The following is a 24,619-nucleotide window of genomic DNA, read 5'->3' on the forward strand; positions in this document are numbered from 1 at the left end:
CTCCCGAAGACAACGATTGAATGAACGTCCAGGTTCCCCGGTTGCTAACAAGGCATCCTGCCGGGTTAAAGGCCCTCCGCTTTCACGGAGGGCAATGGCAACCTTACTCGCCCTGGCTTGCCGGAGCTTCCGGTTCGCCTGCAGGCTGAGACTGCTCAGTTGCTTCTTTAATGCTCAGACGCACACGGCCCTGGCGATCAACTTCCAGAACTTTGACCGGTACTTCCTGGCCCATCTGCAGGTAGTCGGTCACTTTCTCAACGCGCTTGTCAGCGATCTGAGAGATGTGTACCAGACCTTCTTTACCGCCACCAATGGCAACGAATGCGCCAAAGTCAACGATACGGGTCACTTTACCATTGTAGATACGGCCTACTTCGATCTCTGCGGTGATCTCTTCGATACGACGGATAGCATATTTCGCTTTCTCACCGTCGGTCGCAGCAATCTTCACGGTACCATCATCTTCGATTTCAATGGTGGTGCCGGTTTCTTCGGTCAGAGCACGGATAACAGAACCGCCTTTACCGATAACGTCTTTGATCTTGTCCGGGCTGATCTTGATAGTGTGGATACGCGGAGCGAACTGAGAAATATCGCCACGCGGAGCGTTGATCGCTTGTTCCATCACACCCAGGATGTGCAGACGCGCACCTTTAGCCTGGTTCAGAGCAACCTGCATGATTTCTTTGGTGATACCTTCAATTTTGATATCCATCTGCAGTGCAGAGATACCGTCGCGGGAACCCGCCACTTTGAAGTCCATATCGCCCAGGTGGTCTTCGTCGCCCAGGATGTCAGACAGAACAACAAAGTTGTCGCCTTCTTTCACCAGACCCATCGCGATACCCGCAACGGCTGCTTTGATCGGCACGCCTGCGTCCATCAGCGCCAGGGAAGCACCACATACGGAAGCCATGGAAGAAGAACCGTTAGATTCGGTGATTTCAGAAACCACACGTACGGTGTACGGGAATTTATCCAGTTCCGGCATTACTGCCAGTACGCCACGCTTCGCCAGACGGCCGTGACCAATCTCACGACGCTTCGGAGAACCGACCATACCGGTTTCACCTACGCAGTACGGAGGGAAGTTGTAGTGGAACAGGAAGTTGTCAGTACGCTCGCCCATCAGTTCGTCGAGGTTCTGCGCATCACGAGTGGTGCCCAGGGTCGCAGTAACCAGCGCCTGAGTTTCGCCACGGGTGAACAGTGCGGAACCGTGGGTACGCGGCAGAACGCCAGTACGCACGTCCAGGCCACGGATCATGTCTTTTTCACGGCCATCGATGCGCGGCTCGCCTGCCAGTACGCGGCTACGAACAACGTTTTTCTCGATAGCGTGCAGGATTTCACCCAGTTCGTTAGCGTCCAGGGTTTCGTCTTCAGCCACCAGAGTCGCGATGGTTTCAGATTTGATCACGTCAACCTGAGCATAACGCTCTTGTTTGTCAGTGATACGGTAAGCATCGCTCAGGCGAGCTTCTGCCAGTGCGGCAACGCGTGCGTTCAGCGCTTCGTTGACGGCTTCTGGCTGCCAGTCCCAACGCGGTTTGCCAGCTTCTTTCGCCAGCTCGTTGATCGCCTGAATCACAACCTGCTGCTGTTCGTGACCGAACACAACAGCGCCCAGCATCTGATCTTCGCTCAGCAGTTCAGCTTCGGATTCAACCATCAGTACAGCTGCTTCAGTACCTGCAACAACCAGGTCCAGCTTGCTTTCTTTCAGTTCGTCCTGAGTCGGGTTCAGTACGTACTGGTCATTGATGTAACCAACACGTGCAGCACCGATCGGGCCGTTGAATGGGATACCAGACAGAGTCAGCGCAGCAGATGCACCAATCATTGCCACGATGTCCGGGTTAACCTGCGGGTTAACGGAAACAACGGTCGCGATAACCTGAACTTCGTTAACGAAGCCTTCCGGGAACAGCGGGCGAACCGGGCGGTCAATCAGACGCGCGATCAGGGTTTCGCCTTCGCTCGGACGGCCTTCACGACGGAAGAAGCTACCCGGGATACGGCCAGCAGCGTAGGTACGCTCCTGATAGTTAACGGTCAGCGGGAAAAAGTCCTGGCCTGGTTTCGCTTTTTTCTGACCAACAACGGTAACGAATACCGCGGTGTCATCCATGCTAACCATAACAGCGGCAGTCGCCTGACGCGCCATCATGCCGGTTTCCAGCGTAACGGTATGCTGACCGTACTGGAATTTACGAACGATCGGATTAAGCAAAATAATATCCTTTCTCTATTTTTTGACGGCACATTTTTGCGCCATCGTTAATACCCGATCTTCTGCGCATCCTCGCGACTAATGACAACCCTAACCCATAAGCATGAGTAAAGCCTCTCATTAGCCGCGCGAACCTCTGCAACGGAAGATCATTCATAGCAACAATACATTAGTTTCCAGCGAATTGCTGCCATCTGCTGGAAAAAAGGGGCCATGAAGGCCCCCTCTTTCTGAAACTCGAAAGAATTAGCGACGCAGGCCCAGACGCTCGATCAGCGCGGTGTAACGTGCAACATCTTTACGTTTCAGGTAGTCGAGCAGTTTACGACGCTGAGAAACCATGCGCAGCAGACCACGACGGCTGTGGTGATCTTTTTTGTGCTCTGCAAAGTGGCCCTGCAGGTGGTTAATCTGTGCAGTCAACAGAGCAACCTGAACATCGGTAGAACCGGTGTCGTTTGCATCACGACCAAACTCAGAAACGATTTTAGCGGTAGCTTCAGTACTTAGAGACATTTTAAAACTCCAAAGTGATAAGAATGAAAGGATGCCGATCTCTAATTCAGCTATCCCAGTGTATACACTTTATCCTTCAAACTGACTCTGCGTTGGCTGCGTCCGCTCACCTCAGTCACTTACCTAAGTAAGCTCCTGAGGATCCTCAGACTTGCCGCCTTGATGCAGCTCGAATGATTTTGTGTATACGCCACGCGGATTGTTAAACAATTCACGCGACGTTAAGCGGCAGTATTCTACTCGCAGCGCCCTTTTATCGCAAGACAGAGAGCGCTATGCAGGATACTCAACCACCAGGCGGCGGGGGGCGACACGACCTTCATCGTCCATCTCCCCCATGCCAATAAACTTGTCGTCATCGCCTTCCGTCACGCGTACCAGCCCTTCCAGCGGGGCGCCTGTCGTCCGTACCGGATTACCATTTTTAAAGTAAACCGACGATGTTAAAGGCAAATTAACAACAGGATAGTCCGATGCCGGACTGTCCATTGGCATCAGCAAAGGATCAAGCAACTGAGCCGCCGGAATGTTCTGCTGTTCTGCCTGTTCAACCAGCTCACGCAGGTGTTCCAGTGTGACCATACGATCCACCGGATACTTGCTGACCGTCAGACGACGCAGATACGTTACGTGCGCGCCGCAGCCCAGCTTCTCACCGAGATCGTCAACGATGGTACGAATATAGGTGCCTTTGGAGCAGTGAACTTCCAGCTCCAGTTCGTTACCTTCATGACGGATAAACAGCAGCTCATAGACGGTAATCGGGCGCGCTTCACGCGGCACTTCAATGCCCTGACGCGCATATTCGTACAGCTTCTTACCCTGATACTTCAGCGCCGAATACATCGACGGAATCTGCTCGATATCGCCGCGGAAAGTCTCCAGCGCGCTCGCCAGTTGTTCTGCGGTGAAGGTTACCGGACGCTCCTGTACGATCTGCCCATCGGCATCGGAAGTGTCAGTACGCTGGCCCAGACGGGCAACCACGCGATAGCGTTTGTCAGAATCCAGCAAATACTGTGAAAACTTTGTCGCTTCACCAAGGCAGATAGGCAGCATGCCTGTCGCCAGCGGATCCAACGCGCCGGTATGTCCCGCGCGGTTGGCATTGTAGATGCGCTTTACTTTTTGCAGCACGTCATTGCTGGACATGCCCTGCGGCTTATCCAGCAGCAGGACACCATGAATATCGCGACCACGACGACGAGGACGACTCATCAGTCCTCCTTGCTGTCGTCCGCTGGGTTCACACGACGCTCATCGTCATGTTTCACCACGCTGGTCACCAGGTTGGACATGCGCATCCCTTCAACCAACGAGTTGTCGTAGAAGAAGGTCAGCTCAGGCACGATACGCAGACGCATTGCTTTACCCAGCAGAGAGCGGATAAAACCAGAGGCTTCCTGCAGTGCCTTAATGCCGTTTTTCACGGCAGCTTCGTCCTGATCGTTGAGGAAAGTCACGAATACTTTGGCATATGCCAGATCACGGGACATCTCAACACCCGATACGGTGGTCATCATGCCAACACGCGGGTCTTTGATTTCGCGTTGCAGGATGAGTGCGATTTCTTTCTGCATCTCCTGCGCGACACGCTGCGGGCGACCAAATTCTTTCGCCATAATAAATTCTCCAGACAAAAAAGGGGCATTCAGCCCCTTTTGAAAATAATTCGGTGATTAGGCTGTAGGCCTGATAAGCGTAGCGCCATCAGGCATTACATTGCCGGATGTCGGCGTAAACGCCTTATCCGGCCTACACCCGAACAACCTTAAGCAATTGTACGTTTGATCTCGATGATCTCGAACACTTCGATCATATCGCCAACGCGAACGTCGTTGTAGTTCTTAACGCCGATACCACATTCCATACCGTTACGGACTTCGTTGACGTCATCTTTGAAGCGGCGCAGGGATTCCAGCTCGCCTTCATAGATAACCACGTTGTCGCGCAGTACGCGGATTGGGTTGTGACGTTTAATCGTGCCTTCGGTAACCATACAGCCTGCGATAGCGCCGAATTTCGGTGATTTGAACACATCACGAACTTCAGCCAGACCAATGATCTGCTGTTTCAGTTCCGGAGACAGCATGCCGCTCATCGCTGCTTTCACTTCGTCGATCAGATGATAGATGACGGAGTAGTAACGCAGATCCAGGCTTTCTGATTCGATAACTTTACGTGCAGAGGCATCAGCACGTACGTTGAAGCCAACCAGAATCGCGTTGGATGCCGCAGCCAGGGTCGCGTCGGTTTCGGTGATACCACCTACGCCAGAACCGATGATCTTCACTTTTACTTCGTCGGTAGACAGTTTCAGTAAAGAGTCGGAAATCGCTTCTACAGAACCCTGTACGTCAGCCTTCAGCACGATGTTCACTTCGTGAACTTCGCCTTCGGTCATGTTGGCGAACATGTTCTCAAGTTTAGATTTCTGCTGACGAGCCAGTTTAACTTCACGGAATTTGCCCTGACGGTACAGTGCAACTTCACGCGCTTTCTTCTCGTCACGAACAACAGTAACTTCGTCACCCGCAGCCGGAACACCGGACAGACCGAGGATTTCCACCGGAATGGACGGACCTGCTTCCAGTACTTCCTGACCCAGTTCGTTACGCATCGCACGAACGCGGCCGTATTCGAAACCACACAGAACGATATCGCCCTTGTTCAGGGTACCTTCGCGAACCAGGACGGTAGCAACCGGGCCACGACCTTTATCCAGGAAGGATTCGATAACCGCACCGCTCGCCATACCTTTACGCACAGCTTTCAGTTCCAGTACTTCGGCTTGCAGCAGGATAGCATCCAGCAGTTCGTCGATACCGGTACCCGCTTTCGCAGAAACGTGAACGAACTGGCTCTCGCCGCCCCACTCTTCCGGCATGATGCCGTACTGGGACAGTTCGTTTTTAACGCGATCTGGATCCGCTTCCGGTTTATCGATTTTGTTGACTGCAACAACTACCGGCACACCTGCCGCTTTCGCGTGCTGGATAGCTTCGATAGTCTGCGGCATCACGCCGTCGTCTGCTGCAACAACCAGAACAACGATATCCGTTGCCTGAGCACCACGAGCACGCATGGAGGTAAACGCGGCGTGACCCGGGGTGTCCAGGAAGGTGATCATACCGTTGTCAGTTTCAACGTGGTACGCACCGATGTGCTGAGTAATGCCGCCCGCTTCGCCAGAGGCCACTTTCGTTGAACGAATGTAGTCCAGCAGAGACGTTTTACCGTGGTCAACGTGACCCATGATGGTCACTACCGGTGCGCGCGGTTCAGCCGCAGCGCCGGTGTCACGGTCGCTCATTACTGCTTCTTCCAGCTCGTTTTCACGACGCAGGATAACTTTGTGGCCCATCTCTTCGGCAACCAGCTGTGCGGTTTCCTGGTCGATGACCTGGTTGATGGTCGCCATTGCGCCCAGTTTCATCATTGCTTTGATGACCTGAGAGCCTTTGACCGCCATCTTGTTCGCCAGATCGCCAACGGTGATGGTTTCGCCGATCACAACGTCACGGTTAACGGCCTGAGCTGGCTTCTGGAAGCCCTGCTGCAGAGCGGAACCTTTACGCTGCTTACCGCCTTTACCGCCGCGAACCGCTGCACGTGCTTCTTCACGGTCAGCTTTAGATTCAGCGTGTTTGTTACCTTTCTTCGCCGGACGCGCTGCTTTAGTGCTGCGAGTACGACCACGACCGCCTTCAACTTCACGATCGTTCTCGTCTTCAGCCTGGCGAGCATGCTGAGAGGTGGTGACGTGATAATCACTGGTGTCTTCGACAGGTTCAGCGTTATTCACACCATTTTTCTCGTTTTCTTCCGCCATACGGCGAGCTTCTTCCGCTACGCGGCGCGCTTCTTCTTCAAGCTTGCGACGTGCTTCTTCTTCCGCTTTACGCTTCAGTTCTGCGGCTTCATTTTCACGGCGGGCTTTTTCGGCCTGGGCGGTTTTAGTCATATCGTCGGTCTGTTGATTGCTCACTTTGTCTTTTTCCGCAGCTTCACGTTTCGCTTTATCAGCGGCTTCACGCTTAGCTTGTTCTGCGGCCTCACGTTCGGCTTTTTGTTGCGCCTCGCGTTTGGCAGCTTCTTCTGCCTCACGACGGGCTTGCTCTTCCGCTTCACGCTGCGCCTGCTCTTCCGCGGCAAGGCGTTCAGCCTCTTGCGGATCGCGTTTCACAAAGGTGCGTGTCTTGCGGACTTCGATTTGTACCGATTTGCTTTTTCCACCGGTACCTGGAATATTGAGAGTACTGCGCGTTTTACGCTGCAATGTCAACTTATCCGGCGCTGAGCCGTTTTCACGGTTCAAATGCGCCAGTAAGGTTTGTTTCTCTTGTGCGGACACAGAGTCGTCAGCAGACTTCGGGATACCGGCATCAGCAAATTGCTGTACCAGGCGATCTACGGAAGTCTGTATCTCTGCAGCCAGCGTTTTTACGGTTACATCTGTCATACTGTTCCTTCCTGCTACAGTTTATTACGCTTCGTCGCCGAACCAGCAAATATTACGGGCAGCCATAATCAGCTCACCGGCTTTTTCGTCGGTCAACCCTTCGATATCAGCCAGATCATCAATGCCCTGCTCAGCGAGATCTTCCAGCGTACAAACACCACGGGCCGCCAGTTTGAAGGCCATCTCACGATCCAATCCTTCCAGATTCAGCAGATCGTCAGCCGGTTTGTTATCACCGAGGCTTTCTTCCTGGGCCAGTGCCAGAGTGGTCAGTGCGTTTTTAGCACGCTCGCGCAGCGCTTCAACGGTCTGTTCATCCAGGCCGTCAATTTCCAGCAGTTCTTTCATTGGCACGTAGGCCAGTTCTTCCAGCGTCGCAAAACCTTCTTCCACCAGAACGGTCGCGAAATCTTCATCGATATCGAGATATTTGGTGAAGGTATCGATGGCTGCATGTGCTTCAGCCTGATGCTTCGCTTGCAGGTCATCAACGGTCATCACGTTGAGTTCCCAACCGCTCAGTTGTGAAGCCAGGCGGACGTTCTGACCATTACGTCCAATCGCCTGAGCCAGGTTACCGGCTTCAACCGCGATATCCATGGTGTGTTTGTCTTCATCCACCACGATAGAAGCGACGTCTGCTGGCGCCATTGCGTTAATCACGAACTGCGCCGGGTTATCATCCCACAGGACGATATCGATACGCTCGCCGCCCAGTTCGGTAGAAACCGCCTGAACGCGCGCACCGCGCATACCAACACAGGCGCCGACCGGATCAATACGCTTGTCGTTGGTCTTAACGGCGATTTTCGCGCGCGATCCCGGATCGCGAGCAGCCGCTTTAATTTCGATAACTTCTTCGCCGATTTCCGGCACTTCAATGCGGAACAGCTCAATCAGCATTTCCGGCTTGGAACGGGTTACGAACAGCTGTGCACCGCGCGCTTCCGGGCGAACGGAGTACAGAACACCACGAATACGGTCACCAGGGCGGAAGTTTTCACGCGGCAGCATGTCTTCACGCAGGATCACAGCTTCAGCATTGCTGCCCAGATCCAGAGAAATGTTGTCGCGGTTTACTTTCTTCACCACACCGGTGACGATTTCGCCTTCGTGTTCGCGGAACTGATCAACAACCATTGCGCGTTCAGCTTCACGTACTTTCTGTACGATAACCTGCTTCGCGGTCTGGGTGGTGATACGGTCAAAGGTGACAGATTCAATCTGATCTTCAACATATTCGCCCACGTTCAGACTTTCGTCTTCGAAGCGTGCCGCTTCCAGCGTAATTTCTTTGGTCGGCTGAGTAACTTCTTCTACGATTACCCAACGACGGAAGGTATCGAAATCACCGCTTTTACGATCGATTTCTACGCGAACGTCGATCTCTTGCTCATATTTTTTCTTTGTTGCTGTAGCCAGCGCACTTTCCAGCGCTTCAAAAATTTTCTCGCGTGGCAGCGCTTTTTCGTTGGATACGGCTTCAACAACAGCCAAAATTTCTTTGTTCATCGCGGGCTTTTCACCTCAATCCAGACTGTTAAAAGTGGGGAACCAGGTTCGCCTTCTGGATATTACTCAGCGCGAACACTTCATCTTTGCCTTCGACTGTGACCGTGATCATCTCACCGTCCACCGCTTTGATAACGCCCTGCCATTTACGACGGTTTTGTACCGCCATACGAAGAACCAGCGTGACTTCTTCACCCAGGAAACGCACGTAGTGTTCAGCTGTGAACAGAGGACGGTCGAGACCCGGAGAGGAGACTTCCAGGTTATAGGCAACGGTGATTGGGTCTTCGACATCCATCACGGCGCTTACCTGATGGCTCACATCAGCACAATCATCAACATTGATGCCATCTTCACTATCAATATAGATGCGCAGTGTGGATGTGCGACCACGAATAAATTCGATGCCGACCAGTTCGTAGCCCAGGGCTTCAACTGGCGCTGTAATCATCTCTGTTAATTTTTGCTCTAATGTGGACAAGCCCACCCCCAAGACATAAAAAAAGGGCCTAAAGCCCAGTTATTCTGTAGTCAGATAACAAAAAACCCCGATAAATCGGGGCTTTAGATAACTGAACCCTATAACCGCACCTGCGGTTCGGAGAACCTTCCGAAAGAATTTTTTTCAAATCCAGCTACGAAGGCCTAAGTCTTCACAGTATATTTGAAAAAGAACTCTAAGGGAAAGTGGTTGCGGGGGCCGGATTTGAACCGACGACCTTCGGGTTATGAGCCCGACGAGCTACCAGGCTGCTCCACCCCGCGCCTGAAACGTGGCAAATTTTACTCGTTTTGGGTAAAAAATGCAAATACTGCTGGGATTTGGTACCGAGACGGGACGTAAAATCTGCGCACAGTATATTGATTCACTATGCGTTATGTCAACCTTGTTACGACTATGCAAATCAATGAATGCTGCCCAGCGCTAGCCCAGCAAGATAAATATGCCGCCCACGCCGTTATTTAACGAAATTATCACTAAACTCTTCCTGTCATCCAGAAAAGATGATTAAATGAAAACTCATTTATTTTGCATAAAAATGCAATTAGTATAATAAGCCGACCTCTTCACCAGTCTATCAAGCAGGGTTTTATTTTATGACGACGATTCTCAAGCATCTCCCGGTAGGTCAACGTATTGGTATCGCTTTTTCCGGCGGCCTTGACACCAGCGCAGCACTGCTGTGGATGCGACAAAAAGGGGCTGTCCCATATGCATATACTGCGAATTTGGGCCAGCCGGATGAGGATGACTATGACGCCATTCCTCGCCGTGCAATGGAATATGGTGCTGAGAATGCTCGCCTGGTAGATTGCCGTAAGCAGCTGGTTGCCGAAGGGATCGCTGCCATTCAGTGCGGTGCATTCCACAACACCACTGGCGGACTGACCTATTTCAATACCACCCCGCTGGGCCGTGCCGTGACCGGCACCATGCTGGTTGCCGCCATGAAAGAAGATGGTGTAAACATCTGGGGCGACGGTAGCACCTATAAAGGTAACGATATTGAACGTTTCTATCGTTACGGTCTGCTGACCAACGCCGAACTGCAGATTTACAAACCATGGCTGGATACCGATTTTATCGATGAACTCGGCGGTCGCCATGAGATGTCCGAATTTATGATTGCCTGTGGTTTCGACTACAAAATGTCCGTTGAGAAAGCGTACTCAACAGACTCCAATATGCTCGGTGCGACTCACGAAGCAAAAGATCTGGAATTCCTGAATTCCAGCGTCAAAATCGTCAACCCGATTATGGGCGTGAAGTTCTGGGATGAGAGCGTGAAGATCCCGGCAGAAGAAGTGACCGTGCGTTTTGAACAGGGTCATCCGGTTGCTCTTAACGGTAAAACCTTCAGCGACGACGTTGAGATGATGCTGGAAGCCAACCGTATCGGCGGCCGTCACGGTCTGGGTATGAGCGATCAGATTGAAAACCGTATCATTGAAGCGAAGAGCCGTGGCATCTACGAAGCCCCGGGGATGGCATTGCTGCATATCGCCTACGAGCGTCTGCTGACCGGTATTCACAACGAGGATACCATCGAGCAGTATCACGCGCACGGTCGCCAGCTGGGTCGTCTGCTGTATCAGGGCCGCTGGTTCGACTCTCAGGCGCTGATGCTGCGTGACGGTCTGCAGCGTTGGGTTGCCAGCCAGATTACCGGCGAAGTCACGCTGGAACTGCGTCGTGGTAATGACTACTCAATCCTCAACACCGTGTCTGACAATCTGACGTACAAACCAGAACGTCTGACGATGGAAAAAGGCGACTCCGTATTCTCTCCGGATGACCGTATCGGTCAGTTGACCATGCGTAATCTGGATATCACCGATACCCGCGAGAAGCTGTTCGGCTATGCGCAGTCTGGCCTACTGACAGCCTCTTCCGCAACCGGCCTGCCGCAGGTTGAGAATCTGGAAAATAAGGCGAAGTAAAGATTCACTATCTCAAGGCCGCGAAAGCGGCCTTTTTTGTGCGCGAAATATAAGGTGTCTGTAGGCCTGATAAACGTAGCGCCATCAGGCGTTGTAATAATGTCGGATGGCGGCGTTAACGCCTTATCCGACCTACAGGATAGCCATAAATAACAGACGAAAAAAAAGACGCTTTGCAGCGTCTTTTTTTTTGGAATTTGGTACCGAGGATGGGACTCGAACCCACAAGCCCGTTAGGGCACTACCACCTCAAGGTAGCGTGTCTACCAATTCCACCACCTCGGTACAGAATACTTAGCGTGGGATATCGCTGGTCGGCTGAGCCGGAGCAGCTGGCTGAGTTTGCTCGGTTTTCGCCGGTGCACTCAGATTTTCCCACTCACTTCCTTTATTGGTCTTATTGCTGTTCATGTTACCCAGCACCAGACTGATGATGAAGAACAAGGTTCCCAATACAGCTGTCATACGGGTCATGAAGTTACCAGAACCACTTGAACCAAACAGAGTACCAGAAGCGCCTGCGCCAAAAGAGGCTCCCATATCAGCGCCTTTGCCTTGCTGCAGCATGATCAAGCCTACCAGGCCAATTGCCACAATAAGGAAAACTACTAAAAGAGCTTCGTGCATAATCAACCTGTTCCTTGCGGAGTTGCCGCGTACAATGCTTCGACCATTAAAGCGGGAATATTTACTGTTTCCCACTGAAGCGGGTGTGAATACTAACCAAAGCGAATAACCTTCGCAAGGGCAATTTGTTAGCATTGTATCAACTGCGGAAAAAATCGCCATATCAATCAAAAACGCAGCAACTTCTCCCAGCATCTCTGCATAACGGCACGTTGATCTTCAAGATTCGCCCATACCACAACGGGGATTTCACAAATCAGGTCTGTATTTTCTGGCCAGCAGTGAATAATTTGCTGATTCACCAACTCTTCCGCCACCATCGATTCAGGTAACCAGGCCATTCCCATATGGCGCAGTACCATTTCTCGTATCGTTTCGCTTAAACCACTCTCAAATACTTTTTTTAGCCGTGGGCGGACGCGTTGTTCTGCCGACTCAATAATACGTCTGACAAAGGTGTAGTCGCTATAGCATAGCCACGGAATCGGAGCATGCGGATCATTAAGCGCATCAGCCAACTGGGCGGAAATAACCGGTATAAATCGCTCATACCGCCATAGTGAACGTTTTAACCCTCCGGCGATCTCCAGCCCCGGCTGGGCAGACGGTAAATCGTAGGTTACCAGTAAATCAATTTGCCGGTTCATCAGGGCATTGAAGTGGTTGTCTATCCCCTGGATACTGGCGTTTACCGTAAAGTTTAACTGCGGCTCACTCTGTCGCAGGTAGTTGATCATATCCGGCAGGATATTCACCGACAGCGTATGCAGGCTGACCATCACCAGCGTGTTATCCGTTGCTGGCGTCATCGCCGACAGCTCATGGCGTGCCTCTGTTAACGTGCTGAGAACGTGCCGGGCATAAGGTTCAAAGCGTTCACCATAGCGCGTCAGCGTGACAGGGGTCGTTGTCCGGTCAAACAAAGGCACGCCCAGCACCTCTTCCAGCGCCTTTATACGCCGACTCAACGCAGGTTGAGTAATATGCCGCTGCGCCGCGGCCTGAGAGTAGTTTCCATGCTGGCTCAAGGCCAGAAAATCTTCCAGCCACTTACAATCCACGTTGTGCTCTCCGCCATGCCATAACCGCATCCTCCAATAACAAATCGGTAATAGTCATAGTTATAGTAATGGCTTTATGGTGGGCATCATAACAACAATATTTCGTTTCACCTGCCGACTCTCACCCTCGACGTTTGACAGGACCGCTATGTTTACTTTATTGACCAATGCCCGTGTTTTTTCTCCTGAGGATTTAGGCCTCTGCTCCCTGCTCATTCATGCCGACCGAATTGTGGCGGTAGAAAAAGATATTTCATTGTTTGATGGCATCAACGAGGTCATCGATTGTCGGGGTAAATGGGTTATCCCTGGTATCATCGATCAGCATGTTCATCTTACCGGTGGCGGTGGTGAAGCCGGATTTGCCAGTCGGACGCCCGCCGTCAAGCTGCGCGACCTGATTCAGGCAGGTATTACCACGGTGGTTGGCGTGTTAGGCACCGATGCCATTTCTCGTTCACCCAAAGACCTCTACGCAAAAATGCAGTCTCTCAACCTTGAGGGATTACGCGCGTTTATGCACACGGGAGCCTACGCCGTTCCCAGCCCAACTATTACGCGATCCATCCGCGATGATATGGCCTTCATTCCGGCAATTCTTGGTGTAAAAATCGCCCTCGCCGATCACCGCGGTTCTTACCCCTCTTTCCAGGAGTTGCTGAGGATAGTGAGCGATATTCGCGTCGCTTCCCTGCTGGCTGGGAAAAAAGGCTTGCTGCATGTGCACCTGGGGAATCTGCCGGAAGGGATGTCGCAACTTATTGAGCTGTGTGATGCGGGTATTCCGATTCACCATATTTCACCGACGCATGTTGCGAGAACTGAGCCCTTGTTCGAACAGGCGATTGCTTTCGCCCATCGCGGCGGCCATATCGATGTTACGTCCGGTGGCAGTCGTTTTATGCCTCAGGAGCAAGCGATTCTCCACGCACTCGAAGCACTGGTTCCGGCGGAGCGCATCACGATCAGTTCTGACGGCAATGGCAGCGTTCCGCGCTTTAACGCTCAGGGTATCGTTGAAGGTTTAAGCGCGGCACCGGTCGCAGGCAATCTTAACCTGCTTCCTCGCCTGATTGATGTCGGGATTCCGGCGCCACAGGCCATCGCGATGCTGACGGCAAACGTTGCGCGCTCGCTGGGTATTTCCGGGGGCGTGCTCTGCGCCGGAGAACGTGCCGATATCTGTGTACTCAATGATGACCTCTCGCTGGCCCATCTGTTTGCCGCGGGTAAACCGTTGCTGCGGGATGGCGAGTGCCTGGTTACCGGCAACTTCGAGTAAGGAGGCAAGAATGTCATTGCTACTGGCGCTAATCGCCATCATTTTTGCCGGACGTCTGATCCTCAAAAAATATCACCCCCAGTCGGTACTGTTATTGACCGGGATTGTGCTGTTGCTTATCGCGCATTTTAGCGGAATGACCTCACTCAGTGGCCTGGTGAAAAAGAGCACCGGATTTGGCCCCTTTGACGCCTTTGAGTTTATTCGCGATACCCTGAGCGTGCGTCTCGGCGGCCTCGGACTGCAAATTATGCTGATTGGTGGTTTTGCCACCTACATGTCAGCCATTGGCGCAAGCCAGGTACTGGTTCGGGTGACGTCTCGTCCTTTGCAACGGCTGAACTCGCCATATCTGCTGCTGGGGCTGGCACTGCTATTGGGTCAATTCCTGTCGCTGTTTATCAGCAGCGCCACCGGATTGGGTCTGCTGCTGATGGCGACGCTTTACCCGCTGCTTACCCGTCTTGGCTGTAGCCGCGCCGCGGTTGCCGCCGTTATCGCCAGTACCTGTGCGGTTGAGTTTGGCCCCGGCTCCGGCAACTCTGTTCTCGCCGCCAAAACCGCAGGCATCGAGGTCGTGAACTATTTCGTGCAGGATCAGTTGCCGATCGTTGTGCCCGTCATTCTTTTCATCGCCCTGCTGCATATTGTTGTGCAACGCTTTTTTGACCGTCGGGAAAGTGGCGACAATGCAGCTCAGCAAATGCAGACATTAACGGCGACTGATGAAGCCGACGCACCTATCGCCTGGCTGTTTCTGCCCATGCTGCCGCTGGTATTGATGCTGGTGTGCAGCGATTTAGTATTCAGCTCTCTCAAGATCACGCTGGATACCGCCGTACTGATAAGCCTCGCTATTACGCTGGTTTGTGAGTACTGCCGTCATCGCAAGGCGCGCGAGGTGATGGCTGGCGTACAAAAGGTTTTCGACAGCATGGGCAGCGTTTTTGCCACCGTCGTGACACTGATTATCGCCGGTGAAGTCTTTTCCGCCGGACTGAAAGCCATTGGTGCCGTTGACGCACTGTTGTCGCTTTCCGGTGAATTTGGCCTCAGCGCCGCCTCTATTATCCTGCTGATGACCCTGATCACCTTCGCAATTTCAGCGCTGATGGGCTCCGGGAATGCGGCATTTTTCTCCTTCGCACCCATGGTGCCGGACATCAGCCGTCATATCGGTAGCGATATCGCTGTCATGATGTTGCCTATCCAGATCTCGGCGGGTATTGGTCGTACGCTATCGCCCATCGCCGGCGTAATCATTGCTATCGCAGGGATTGCAGGTGTCTCGCCTGTGGATATTGTTAAGCGTACCGCGATTCCGATGCTGGGCGGTTGGCTACTGATGATTGCGTTAACCTTTGCCCGGTCTGGGCATCTGCTGGCGGTTCTGCCGTGGCTGGCAGTCCTTGTGCTACTGATGGTCGGTGGTTACTTCTGGCAGCGCCGACGTAAACAGCCGCTTGCCGTACAGTAAAAAAAAGCCGGAGTCTCAGACTCCGGCTTTCACTTTCTTCGGAATTACGCCGCTTTCACAGCATCGGCAATACGGTGGGCAAATTCAGTCACCTGCGCTTCGTCTTCACCTTCAACCATCACACGAATTAACGGTTCGGTACCAGACTTACGCAGCAGGACGCGTCCACGGTTACCCAGCGCCGCTTCCACTTCCGCCATCACCGCTTTCACGTTTTCATGTTCCAGTGGATCGCCGCTACCTGCTGTGTATCGTACGTTAACCAGCAGCTGTGGGAACATTTTCATGCCGCTGCACAGGTCGTGCAGGCTCATATGGTTGCGTACCATCGCCGCCAGCACCTGCAGACCCGCCACGATACCGTCACCAGTAGTGGTTTTGTCCAGCAGGATCACATGACCAGAGTTTTCGGCACCGATACGCCAGCCTTTTTCCTGCATTTTTTCCAGCACATAACGGTCGCCAACTTTTGCACGGGCAAACGGAATACCCAGCTGTTTTAGCGCCAGCTCGAGGCCCATGTTGCTCATCAGCGTACCTACCGCGCCACCGCGCAGCTGACCCTGACGCAGGGCTTCACGGGCGATGATGTACATGATCTGATCGCCATCGACCTTATTACCTTCGTGATCAACCATAATGACGCGGTCGCCATCGCCATCCAGCGCAATACCCAGATCGGCTTTTTCCGCAATCACGCGCGCCTGCAGGGCACGGACGTCAGTGGCGCCGACTTCTTCATTGATATTCACACCGTTTGGCTCACAGCCAATGGCAATCACGTTTGCACCCAGTTCACGCAGTACATTTGGCGCAATGTGGTACGTCGCACCGTTAGCGCAATCCACCACAATTTTAAGTTCATTCAGGCTCAGTTCGTTCGGGAAGGTGCCTTTGCAAAACTCGATATAGCGACCGGCAGCATCAACGATACGCGTGGCTTTACCCAGTTCAGCGGAATCCACGCAGGTGATCGCTTTTTCCATCTCGGCTTCAATGGCTTCTTCCACTGCATCCGGCAGTTTAGTCCCGTCGGTAGAGAAGAATTTAATCCCGTTGTCATAGTACGGGTTGTGCGAAGCGGAGATAACAATCCCGGCCTCAGCACGGAAGGCACGCGTCAGATACGCAACGGCGGGTGTTGGCATTGGCCCTGTGAATGAGGCTGAGAGTCCGGCGGCAGCCAGGCCCGCTTCCAGCGCAGACTCCAGCATATAGCCGGAAATACGCGTATCTTTACCGATAATAATTTTACGTGAACCATGACGAGCAAGCACTTTCCCTGCAGCCCAGCCCAGCTTGAGCACAAAGTCAGGAGTAATTGGGGCATCGCCTACGCGACCGCGGATCCCATCAGTGCCAAAATATTTACGATTACTCATAGCGTTTTTTTTCCTTTGCAGACAATGTGGCTTCCACCACACGCATCGCTTCTACGGTTTCTTTGACGTCATGGACACGAACGATCTGCGCCCCCTGCATTGCGGCAATCACCGCGCACGCAAGGCTACCGCTCAGGCGTTCAGATGGCCCCACATTCAGTAACTGGCCAACCATTGATTTTCGTGACATCCCAACCAGCAATGGCAGATTAAAATGATGAAACTCAGACAAACGTGCCAGTAATGTGTAGTTGTGAGTGAGATTTTTACCGAATCCGAATCCAGGGTCGAGCAACAATTTATCTTTTGTGATTCCAGCCCGCTCGCAACGTGCTATTTGCTCAACAAAGTAACGGTTTACCTCAGCAAAAACATCCTCATACTTTGGTGCTTCCTGCATGGTTTTCGGCTGCCCCTGCATATGCATCAGGCAAACCGGCAATCCGGTTTCCGCTGCGGCTTCCAGCGCTCCAGGCTCCGAGAGCGAGCGAATATCATTGATGATATGCGCGCCAACTCTGGCGCATTCGCGAATCACTTCGGGTTTTGAGGTATCGACCGAAATCCACACTTCAAAACGCTGAGCAATCGCCTCGACCACTGGGATCACTCGCTGCAACTCTTCTTCCACACTCACATCAGCCGCGCCCGGACGCGTGGACTCACCGCCCACATCAATGATAGTCGCCCCGGCGTTAATCATCAGGTTTGCGTGTTTTACCGCCTCAACCAGAGAGTTGTGCGCTCCACCATCGGAAAATGAGTCTGGCGTGACGTTCAAAATCCCCATGACGTGCGGATGGCTGAGATCCAGTGAAGAACCCTGAGCAAAGAGTTTCATAGTTTTATCCCTGGTAAAATCTTGAATATGCAGATAAGAAAAACCCCGGAGCAAGCCCCAGGGTTTTCAATTAAAACACGGTCATCATCAACGATAACTTATTTGTCGCCCAGTTGCTCTGACATAGTGCCAGAGTCCGGCGCACGCGGTTCATCAACCGGACGCGGTGCACTCGGTTTGCCGGTGCTGCCAGAGTTATTGTTAGAAGAACCCGGTTCTTCCCAACCCGCTGGCGGACGCACGTCGCGGCGAGCCATCAGATCGTCAATCTGCGGCGCATCGATGGTCTCATATTTCATGAGCGCATCTTTCATCGAGTGCAGAATGTCCATGTTTTCGTTCAGCAAACGACGTGCACGGTCATAGTTACGCTCAATCAGCAGCTTAACTTCCTGATCGATAATGCGAGCGGTTTCATCGGACATGTGTTTCGCTTTCGCCACAGAACGTCCCAGGAACACTTCGCCTTCTTCTTCAGCGTACAGCAACGGACCGAGTTTATCGGAGAAGCCCCACTGAGTAACCATGTTACGCGCCAGGTTAGTCGCGACTTTAATGTCGTTCGACGCACCGGTAGAAACATGTTCAGCACCGTAGATGATCTCTTCCGCCAGACGGCCACCGTACAGTGTGGAGATCTGACTTTCCAGTTTCTGACGGCTGGCGCTGATTGCGTCGCCTTCAGGCAGGAAGAAGGTCACACCCAGCGCACGACCGCGCGGGATAATCGTTACTTTGTGCACCGGATCGTGTTCCGGTACCAGACGACCGATAATCGCGTGGCCAGCTTCGTGATACGCGGTAGATTCTTTCTGCGCTTCCGTCATCACCATGGAGCGACGTTCCGCACCCATCATGATTTTGTCTTTCGCTTTTTCGAACTCAACCATCGACACTACGCGCTTGTTGCCACGAGCAGCAAACAGCGCCGCTTCGTTCACCAGGTTCGCGAGGTCCGCACCGGAGAAGCCAGGCGTGCCACGTGCAATGATTGCCGCATCGATATCCGGAGACAGCGGTACGCGACGCATATGCACTTTCAGGATCTGTTCACGACCGCGAACGTCTGGCAGACCAACCACAACCTGACGGTCGAAACGGCCTGGACGCAGCAGCGCAGGGTCAAGAACGTCCGGACGGTTAGTTGCCGCGATAACGATAATACCTTCGTTACCTTCGAAGCCGTCCATCTCAACCAGCATCTGGTTCAGCGTCTGTTCACGTTCATCGTGACCACCGCCCAGACCTGCGCCACGCTGGCGACCTACGGCGTCGATTTCATCGATGAAGATGATGCACGGTGCCGCTTTCTTGGCTTGTTCGAACATGTCACGCACACGAGATGCACCGACACCCACGAACATTTCCACGAAATCAGAACCGGAAATTGTGAAGAATGGAACCTTCGCTTCACCTGCGATAGCTTTCGCCAGCAGGGTTTTACCCGTACCCGGAGGACCAACCATCAGGACGCCTTTCGGGATTTTACCGCCCAGTTTCTGGAAACGGCTCGGTTCGCGCAGATACTCAACCAGCTCAGCGACTTCTTCTTTTGCTTCGTCACAACCCGCAACGTCAGCAAAAGTCGTTTTGATCTGATCTTCCGTCAGCATGCGCGCTTTGCTCTTGCCGAACGACATGGCACCTTTGCCACCACCGCCCTGCATCTGACGCATGAAGAAGATCCAGACACCAATCAGCAGCAGCATTGGGAACCAGGAAATGAAGATAGAAGCCAGCAGGCTCGGCTCTTCAGGTGGTTCGCCAACAACCTTGACGTTTTTGGTCAGCAGGTTATCAAGCAGCTTCGGATCGTTAACCGGGATGTAGGTCGTGTAACGGTTACTATCTTTCTTGGTAACGTTAATCTCACGTCCGTTGATCTTCGCTTCACGAACCTGGTCCTGATTGACCTCTTGCAGGAAGGTAGAGTAATCAACCTTACGGCCATTAGACTCGCTGGGCCCAAAGCTCTGGAATACTGACATCAGCACAACGGCAATGACCAGCCAGAGAATTAGGTTTTTCGCCATGTCACTCAAGGGATTAACCTCATATTACAACTGTGTTAAAAACAGCGTCAGGATACTCTATATCCAGTTTCTTTCAAACTTTCGTTTGAAATCTGCCGGTTATGGTTTACGCCCGGTCGCTACAATATACACTTCACGCGAACGGGCGCGAGAAGAGTCCGGCTTACGAACTTTGACCTTCGTAAACAGGGAGCGAATCTCTCTTAGATACTCATCGAAGCCTTCGCCCTGGAACACCTTCACTACAAAACTACCACCTGGCGCTAATACATCACGAGCCATTCCAAGCGCCAGCTCTACCAGATACATGGCCCGGGGAATATCCACCGCCGGTGTTCCACACATATTTGGCGCCATATCAGACATGACAACTTGTACTTTACTGTCACCTACGCGTTCAAGTAACGCTTTCAGGACTAATTCATCACGAAAGTCGCCCTGAAGGAAGTCCACACCAACGATTGGATCCATAGGTAAAAGATCGCAAGCGATAATGCGGCCGGTGTTGCCGATCTGCGTAACTGCATATTGCGACCAGCCACCGGGTGCAGCACCGAGATCAACTATTGTCATCCCCGGTTTAAAAATTTTGTCACTTTGCTGTATTTCATCAAGTTTAAACCAGGCACGGGAACGTAACCCCTTTTTCTGCGCCTGTTGAACATATTTATCGCTAAAGTGTTCCTGAAGCCAGCGACTCGAGCTGGCAGAACGCTTTTTACCTGTCATTTCACATTCCCAAAGGGCAGTTCATCGTAACCAATGGTGTAAATTTCTACACAGCTATTTGGTGATATATGGGAGATGGCGGTAGAATGACCCGTTTTCAATCCCAACGTAAGCAAAAATATACGATGAATCTGAGTACTAAACAAAAACAGCACCTGAAAGGTCTGGCACATCCGCTCAAGCCTGTAGTTATGCTTGGCAATAATGGTTTGACCGAAGGGGTACTGGCCGAGATTGAACAAGCGTTAGAGCACCATGAACTTATCAAGGTGAAAATCGCCTCGGAAGATCGCGATACTAAAACCTTGATCGTGGAAGCTATCGTACGCGAAACCGGCGCCTGCAATGTACAGGTCATCGGCAAAACGCTGGTACTGTATCGCCCGACTAAAGAACGTAAAATCTCGCTGCCACGCTAAGAATATCCCAAAGTTGCACACGAAGTTTGTGTAAAACGCGGGGTTTTCCGCTAGCAGGAGAGCAAAATGCCACGCTCTCTTCGTTGATAAAAGGCCGCTATGCGGCCTTTTTCCTTTCTTTACAATGTATCAACATCTTAACCAAGATGCGAATTACAGGTATTCTACCTTCGTCACTTCATATTCCACTTCGCCGCCCGGCGTTTTGATAACTACGACGTCATCCTGCTCTTTACCGATCAGGCCACGAGCGATAGGCGAGTTCACTGAAATCAGGTTCTGTTTAAAATCGGCTTCATCATCGCCGACAATACGCCAGGTCTGCTCTTCATCGTTATCGAGATTCAGAACGGTAACCGTCGCACCGAAAACAACGCGGCCATTGTTCGGCATTTTAGTAACGTCGATTACCTGCGCGTTGGACAGTTTAGCTTCGATATCTTTAATGCGTCCTTCGCAGAAACCCTGCTGTTCGCGCGCCGCGTGATACTCCGCGTTCTCTTTCAGGTCACCGTGCTCACGCGCTTCAGCGATAGCGGCAATAATTTCAGGACGGCGCACAGATTTCAGAAAATCCAGCTCTTCGCGCAGTTTTTCAGCACCACGTAAGGTCATCGGGATAGCTTGCATTTGTTATACCTCTTGAACATTCCTGTAGGGGGTAGTTGCTCTCACCCCGGCTGCTAAGCCCACCCTGGCGTGTGTCATGCCAGAGTCAGAAGCAAAAAAATACCGACCCGGGGCTCAAGGTCCCAGGTCAGCTACAATTCTCTATTTGATGATCATTTTACCCTGGAGTTCCTTATGGGTCATCGTTTACTTTTTGGGGCGTTGCGCCGTAGTATGACGGCCTGTTTCCAGGTTGTTAGCGCGAGATTATGCGATTTTCCAGATTTACCATCGGATTGACTGCCAGTATAGCGTTCAGCGTTCAGGCTGCGAACGTCGACGAGTATATCAATCAGCTCCCTGCCGGGGCCAACCTCGCCCTTATGGTACAGAAGGTTGGCGCACCTGCACCCGCTATTGATTTTCATAGCCAGCAGATGGCGCTGCCCGCCAGTACCCAGAAAGTAATCACCGCGCTGGCGGCATTGATTCAGCTCGGGCCTGACTTTCGTTTTACCACCACACTTGAGACCAAAGGCAGCGTGGAAGGCGGCGTATTGAAAGGTGACTTAGTGGCACGATTTGGTGCCGATCCGACGCTAAAACGCCAGGATATTCGCAATATGGTGGCAACCCTGAAAAAATCAGGTGTGACGCAAATTGCCGGGAATGTCCTGATCGACACCTCTATTTTTGCCAGTCATGATAAAGCGCCCGGTTGGCCCTGGAACGACATGACGCAGTGTTTTAGCGCACCGCCCGCAGCGGCTATTGTCGATAGAAACTGTTTCTCGGTTTCACTCTACAGCGCGCAAAAACCCAACGATCTCGCCTTTATTCGCGTGGCATCTTATTACCCGGTCACCATGTTCAGTCAGGTGCGTACTCTCGCCCGAGGTTCTGCGGAAGCGCAATATTGTGAACTGGATGTAGTTCCCGGCGATCTCAACCGCTATACGCTGACCGGATGCCTGCCACAACGTGCCGATCCGCTGCCGCTGGCGTTCGCCATTCAGGACGGTGCCAGCTATGCCGGGGCAATTATCAAAGATGAGCTAAAACAAGCAGGTATCACCTACAGCGGTACACTGCTGCGCCAGACGTTGGTCAACGAACCAGGAACGGTGGTCGCCAGTAAGCAGTCTGCGCCGCTACATGACCTGCTTAAGATTATGCTGAAAAAATCGGACAACATGATTGCCGATACCGTTTTCCGTATGATTGGTCATGCCCGATTTAACGTGCCGGGCACCTGGCGGGCGGGTTCTGACGCCGTGCGCCAGATTTTGCGTCAGCAGGCAGGCGTCGATATCGGCAACACTATTATTGCCGACGGTTCTGGCCTCTCCCGCCATAACCTGATTGCCCCAGCGACCATGATGCAGGTGCTGCAATATATCGCTCAACACGATAACGAGCTGAACTTTATCACTATGCTGCCACTGGCGGGCCACGACGGCTCTCTGCAATACCGTGCGGGTCTGCATCAGGCTGGTGTGGATGGCAAAGTATCGGCGAAGACAGGCTCGCTGCAGGGGGTTTATAACCTCGCAGGTTTCATCACCACGGCAAGCGGCCAACGCATGGCATTCGTGCAGTATTTATCTGGTTATGCGGTAGAACCAGCTGACCAGCGTAATCGCCGTATTCCGTTGGTGCGCTTCGAGAGCCGGTTGTACAAGGATATTTATCAGAACAACTAAATGGGTAATTTGATTGCCGGATGGCGGCATTAACGTGCCTTATCCGGCCTACGATATGATGCCGTCCGTAGGCCGGATAAGCGCTAGCGCCATCCGGCGACGAGATTAACGCTTGTAGATGAACTCAACGCCTTCTTCGTCGTCTTCGTCCCAATCGTCATCCCAGTCATCTTCCGCTTCGTCTTCGACTTCAGCGAGCTGCTGGCGGTGATAATCATCCCACATGAACTCAACTTTCTCTGGCTGTTTCGCTTCTTCAGCCTGAACAATCGGGTTCTCGATGATAAAGGTCATCACATCCCAGCAGAGATCTTTCACGCCCAGCTGGCTGGCGGCAGAGATCAGGTAATATTTACCTTCCCAACCCAACGCTTCGGCGATCGCTTTCGCTTTCTCTTCCGCTTCAGCCTTGTCCATCAAATCAATTTTGTTGAACACTAACCAGCGCGGTTTAGATGCCAAATCCTGACTGTATTTTTCCAGTTCGCCAATAATGATACGGGCGTTTTCAACTGGATCAGAGCCATCAATCGGATCGATATCGATGAGGTGAAGCAGTACACGGCAACGTTCCAGGTGTTTCAGGAAGCGGATGCCCAGGCCTGCGCCTTCAGCCGCGCCTTCAATCAGTCCCGGAATGTCGGCAACCACGAAGCTCTTTTCGTTGTCCATACGCACCACGCCCAGGCTCGGCACCAGGGTGGTAAACGGATAATCAGCGACTTTCGGCTTCGCCGCGGACACCGCACGGATAAAGGTCGATTTCCCAGCGTTTGGCATGCCCAGCATACCCACGTCCGCCAGCAGCATCAGCTCCAGCATCAGATCGCGCTTATCACCCGGCGTACCCATTGTTTTCTGACGCGGAGTACGGTTAACCGAGGATTTGAAACGGGTGTTGCCCAGACCGTGCCAGCCACCTTTAGCGACCATCAGACGCTGACCGTGTTTGGTCATGTCGCCCATGGTTTCGCCCGTGCCCTGATCGATAACACGCGTACCAACAGGTACTTTAATGGTAACGTCTTTGCCACGCTTACCGGTGCAATCACGGCTCGCGCCATTCTGACCACGTTCCGCACGGAATGATTTTTCAAAACGGTAATCGATCAGCGTGTTCAGGTTTTCGTCGGCTTCCAGCCAAACGTCACCACCGTCACCACCATCACCACCGTCCGGACCGCCTTTTGGGATGTACTTTTCGCGGCGGAAGCTGACGCAACCATTACCGCCATCACCTGCAACGACCAGAATCGATGCTTCATCAACAAACTTCATTTTACTCTCC

At 52.5% G+C, this 24,619-nt stretch carries 20 protein-coding genes and 2 tRNA genes; 5 read left to right on the forward strand and 17 right to left on the reverse strand.

Going from position 1 to position 24,619, the window contains the following annotated elements; translation table 11 throughout:
• Nucleotides 1-103: 103 nt before the first annotated feature.
• From pnp to OGY08_RS13785, 8 genes are all read right to left on the reverse strand, one after another.
• Nucleotides 104-2,236: a polyribonucleotide nucleotidyltransferase gene (gene pnp, locus OGY08_RS13750; protein WP_008785911.1), complete on the reverse strand. Its 2,133-nt coding sequence runs from the start codon at nt 2,234-2,236 to the stop codon at nt 104-106.
• Nucleotides 2,237-2,482: 246 nt separating this feature from the next.
• Nucleotides 2,483-2,752: a 30S ribosomal protein S15 gene (gene rpsO / locus OGY08_RS13755; RefSeq protein WP_000059465.1), complete on the reverse strand. Its 270-nt coding sequence runs from the start codon at nt 2,750-2,752 to the stop codon at nt 2,483-2,485.
• Nucleotides 2,753-3,025: 273 nt separating this feature from the next.
• Entirely contained in the window at nt 3,026-3,970 is a 945-nt protein-coding gene (gene truB / locus OGY08_RS13760; RefSeq protein WP_048225707.1) for a tRNA pseudouridine(55) synthase TruB, read from the reverse strand.
• On the reverse strand, nt 3,970-4,374 hold the full coding sequence (gene rbfA / locus OGY08_RS13765) for a 30S ribosome-binding factor RbfA (RefSeq protein WP_003024988.1): 405 nt from the start codon (nt 4,372-4,374) through the stop codon (nt 3,970-3,972). The genes truB and rbfA overlap by 1 nt, the downstream gene beginning before the upstream one ends.
• 149 nt (nt 4,375-4,523) lie before the next feature.
• Nucleotides 4,524-7,214, reverse strand: coding sequence for a translation initiation factor IF-2 (gene infB / locus OGY08_RS13770; protein ID WP_003828710.1), 2,691 nt, complete (start codon nt 7,212-7,214; stop codon nt 4,524-4,526).
• Between the two features lie 24 nt (nt 7,215-7,238).
• Nucleotides 7,239-8,726 (reverse strand): transcription termination factor NusA, encoded by a 1,488-nt coding sequence (gene nusA / locus OGY08_RS13775; protein ID WP_003024992.1) that lies wholly within the window; start codon nt 8,724-8,726, stop codon nt 7,239-7,241.
• Between the two features lie 28 nt (nt 8,727-8,754).
• On the reverse strand, nt 8,755-9,207 hold the full coding sequence (gene rimP / locus OGY08_RS13780) for a ribosome maturation factor RimP (RefSeq protein WP_003024996.1): 453 nt from the start codon (nt 9,205-9,207) through the stop codon (nt 8,755-8,757).
• Between the two features lie 207 nt (nt 9,208-9,414).
• Nucleotides 9,415-9,491 (reverse strand) — tRNA-Met (locus tag OGY08_RS13785).
• A gap of 333 nt (nt 9,492-9,824) precedes the next feature.
• Here OGY08_RS13785 and argG point away from each other — a divergent pair.
• On the forward strand, nt 9,825-11,168 hold the full coding sequence (gene argG, locus OGY08_RS13790) for an argininosuccinate synthase (RefSeq protein ID WP_005131837.1): 1,344 nt from the start codon (nt 9,825-9,827) through the stop codon (nt 11,166-11,168).
• A gap of 198 nt (nt 11,169-11,366) precedes the next feature.
• Here the strand turns inward: argG and OGY08_RS13795 are convergent.
• The 3 genes from OGY08_RS13795 to OGY08_RS13805 form a co-directional block, all read right to left on the reverse strand.
• A tRNA-Leu gene (locus OGY08_RS13795) sits at nt 11,367-11,453 on the reverse strand.
• A gap of 9 nt (nt 11,454-11,462) precedes the next feature.
• A complete protein-coding gene (gene secG / locus OGY08_RS13800) occupies nt 11,463-11,795 on the reverse strand; it encodes a preprotein translocase subunit SecG (RefSeq protein WP_003025000.1) in 333 nt (110 codons plus the stop codon).
• A 167-nt stretch (nt 11,796-11,962) separates the two neighbouring features.
• A complete protein-coding gene (locus tag OGY08_RS13805) occupies nt 11,963-12,856 on the reverse strand; it encodes a LysR family transcriptional regulator (RefSeq protein WP_008785916.1) in 894 nt (297 codons plus the stop codon).
• 148 nt (nt 12,857-13,004) lie between these two features.
• Here OGY08_RS13805 and iadA point away from each other — a divergent pair, with 148 nt between their 5' ends.
• A complete protein-coding gene (gene iadA / locus OGY08_RS13810; RefSeq protein ID WP_125362927.1) occupies nt 13,005-14,138 on the forward strand; it encodes a beta-aspartyl-peptidase in 1,134 nt (377 codons plus the stop codon).
• 10 nt (nt 14,139-14,148) lie between these two features.
• Nucleotides 14,149-15,615 (forward strand): C4-dicarboxylate transporter DcuC, encoded by a 1,467-nt coding sequence (gene dcuC, locus OGY08_RS13815; protein WP_003025006.1) that lies wholly within the window; start codon nt 14,149-14,151, stop codon nt 15,613-15,615.
• A gap of 44 nt (nt 15,616-15,659) precedes the next feature.
• Here the strand turns inward: dcuC and glmM are convergent, their stop codons facing one another.
• From glmM to rlmE, 4 genes are all read right to left on the reverse strand, one after another.
• Nucleotides 15,660-16,997: a phosphoglucosamine mutase gene (gene glmM / locus OGY08_RS13820; protein ID WP_008785919.1), complete on the reverse strand. Its 1,338-nt coding sequence runs from the start codon at nt 16,995-16,997 to the stop codon at nt 15,660-15,662.
• Nucleotides 16,990-17,838, reverse strand: a complete 849-nt coding sequence (gene folP, locus OGY08_RS13825; protein ID WP_048225717.1) for a dihydropteroate synthase — start codon at nt 17,836-17,838, stop codon at nt 16,990-16,992. The genes glmM and folP overlap by 8 nt, the downstream gene beginning before the upstream one ends.
• A 98-nt stretch (nt 17,839-17,936) precedes the next feature.
• Entirely contained in the window at nt 17,937-19,871 is a 1,935-nt protein-coding gene (ftsH, locus tag OGY08_RS13830) for an ATP-dependent zinc metalloprotease FtsH (protein WP_003025013.1), read from the reverse strand.
• Between the two features lie 99 nt (nt 19,872-19,970).
• Complete coding sequence (rlmE, locus tag OGY08_RS13835; RefSeq protein ID WP_003025015.1) at nt 19,971-20,600, reverse strand: 23S rRNA (uridine(2552)-2'-O)-methyltransferase RlmE; 630 nt, start codon at nt 20,598-20,600, stop codon at nt 19,971-19,973.
• A gap of 125 nt (nt 20,601-20,725) precedes the next feature.
• On the opposite strand from rlmE, the gene yhbY reads away from it, so the two are divergent.
• Nucleotides 20,726-21,019, forward strand: a complete 294-nt coding sequence (yhbY, locus tag OGY08_RS13840; RefSeq protein ID WP_003025016.1) for a ribosome assembly RNA-binding protein YhbY — start codon at nt 20,726-20,728, stop codon at nt 21,017-21,019.
• Nucleotides 21,020-21,172: 153 nt separating this feature from the next.
• Here yhbY and greA read toward each other — a convergent pair whose 3' ends face one another.
• Nucleotides 21,173-21,649, reverse strand: a complete 477-nt coding sequence (gene greA / locus OGY08_RS13845) for a transcription elongation factor GreA (RefSeq protein ID WP_003025019.1) — start codon at nt 21,647-21,649, stop codon at nt 21,173-21,175.
• 248 nt (nt 21,650-21,897) lie between these two features.
• Between greA and dacB the strand changes: the two genes are divergently transcribed.
• Entirely contained in the window at nt 21,898-23,331 is a 1,434-nt protein-coding gene (gene dacB / locus OGY08_RS13850; RefSeq protein ID WP_032945109.1) for a serine-type D-Ala-D-Ala carboxypeptidase, read from the forward strand.
• Nucleotides 23,332-23,436: 105 nt separating this feature from the next.
• On the opposite strand, the gene cgtA is transcribed toward dacB, so the two are convergent.
• Nucleotides 23,437-24,609, reverse strand: a complete 1,173-nt coding sequence (gene cgtA, locus OGY08_RS13855; protein ID WP_003828732.1) for an Obg family GTPase CgtA — start codon at nt 24,607-24,609, stop codon at nt 23,437-23,439.
• Between the last annotated feature and the right edge of the window lie 10 nt (nt 24,610-24,619).

Source organism: Citrobacter sp. Cpo069 (genome assembly GCF_030332785.1).
In the GTDB taxonomy this organism is placed as follows: Bacteria; Pseudomonadota; Gammaproteobacteria; order Enterobacterales; family Enterobacteriaceae; genus Citrobacter; species Citrobacter portucalensis.

Coding starts and splice junctions, on each gene's coding strand:
- rpsO (WP_000059465.1), bottom strand. CDS start 2,752: ATGTCTCTAAGTACTGAAGCTACCGCTAAAATCGTTTCTGAGTTTGGT.
- truB (WP_048225707.1), bottom strand. CDS start 3,970: ATGAGTCGTCCTCGTCGTCGTGGTCGCGATATTCATGGTGTCCTGCTG.
- rbfA (WP_003024988.1), bottom strand. CDS start 4,374: ATGGCGAAAGAATTTGGTCGCCCGCAGCGTGTCGCGCAGGAGATGCAG.
- infB (WP_003828710.1), bottom strand. CDS start 7,214: ATGACAGATGTAACCGTAAAAACGCTGGCTGCAGAGATACAGACTTCC.
- nusA (WP_003024992.1), bottom strand. CDS start 8,726: ATGAACAAAGAAATTTTGGCTGTTGTTGAAGCCGTATCCAACGAAAAA.
- argG (WP_005131837.1), top strand. CDS start 9,825: ATGACGACGATTCTCAAGCATCTCCCGGTAGGTCAACGTATTGGTATC.
- secG (WP_003025000.1), bottom strand. CDS start 11,795: ATGCACGAAGCTCTTTTAGTAGTTTTCCTTATTGTGGCAATTGGCCTG.
- iadA (WP_125362927.1), top strand. CDS start 13,005: ATGTTTACTTTATTGACCAATGCCCGTGTTTTTTCTCCTGAGGATTTA.
- dcuC (WP_003025006.1), top strand. CDS start 14,149: ATGTCATTGCTACTGGCGCTAATCGCCATCATTTTTGCCGGACGTCTG.
- glmM (WP_008785919.1), bottom strand. CDS start 16,997: ATGAGTAATCGTAAATATTTTGGCACTGATGGGATCCGCGGTCGCGTA.
- folP (WP_048225717.1), bottom strand. CDS start 17,838: ATGAAACTCTTTGCTCAGGGTTCTTCACTGGATCTCAGCCATCCGCAC.
- ftsH (WP_003025013.1), bottom strand. CDS start 19,871: ATGGCGAAAAACCTAATTCTCTGGCTGGTCATTGCCGTTGTGCTGATG.
- rlmE (WP_003025015.1), bottom strand. CDS start 20,600: ATGACAGGTAAAAAGCGTTCTGCCAGCTCGAGTCGCTGGCTTCAGGAA.
- yhbY (WP_003025016.1), top strand. CDS start 20,726: ATGAATCTGAGTACTAAACAAAAACAGCACCTGAAAGGTCTGGCACAT.
- greA (WP_003025019.1), bottom strand. CDS start 21,649: ATGCAAGCTATCCCGATGACCTTACGTGGTGCTGAAAAACTGCGCGAA.
- dacB (WP_032945109.1), top strand. CDS start 21,898: ATGCGATTTTCCAGATTTACCATCGGATTGACTGCCAGTATAGCGTTC.
- cgtA (WP_003828732.1), bottom strand. CDS start 24,609: ATGAAGTTTGTTGATGAAGCATCGATTCTGGTCGTTGCAGGTGATGGC.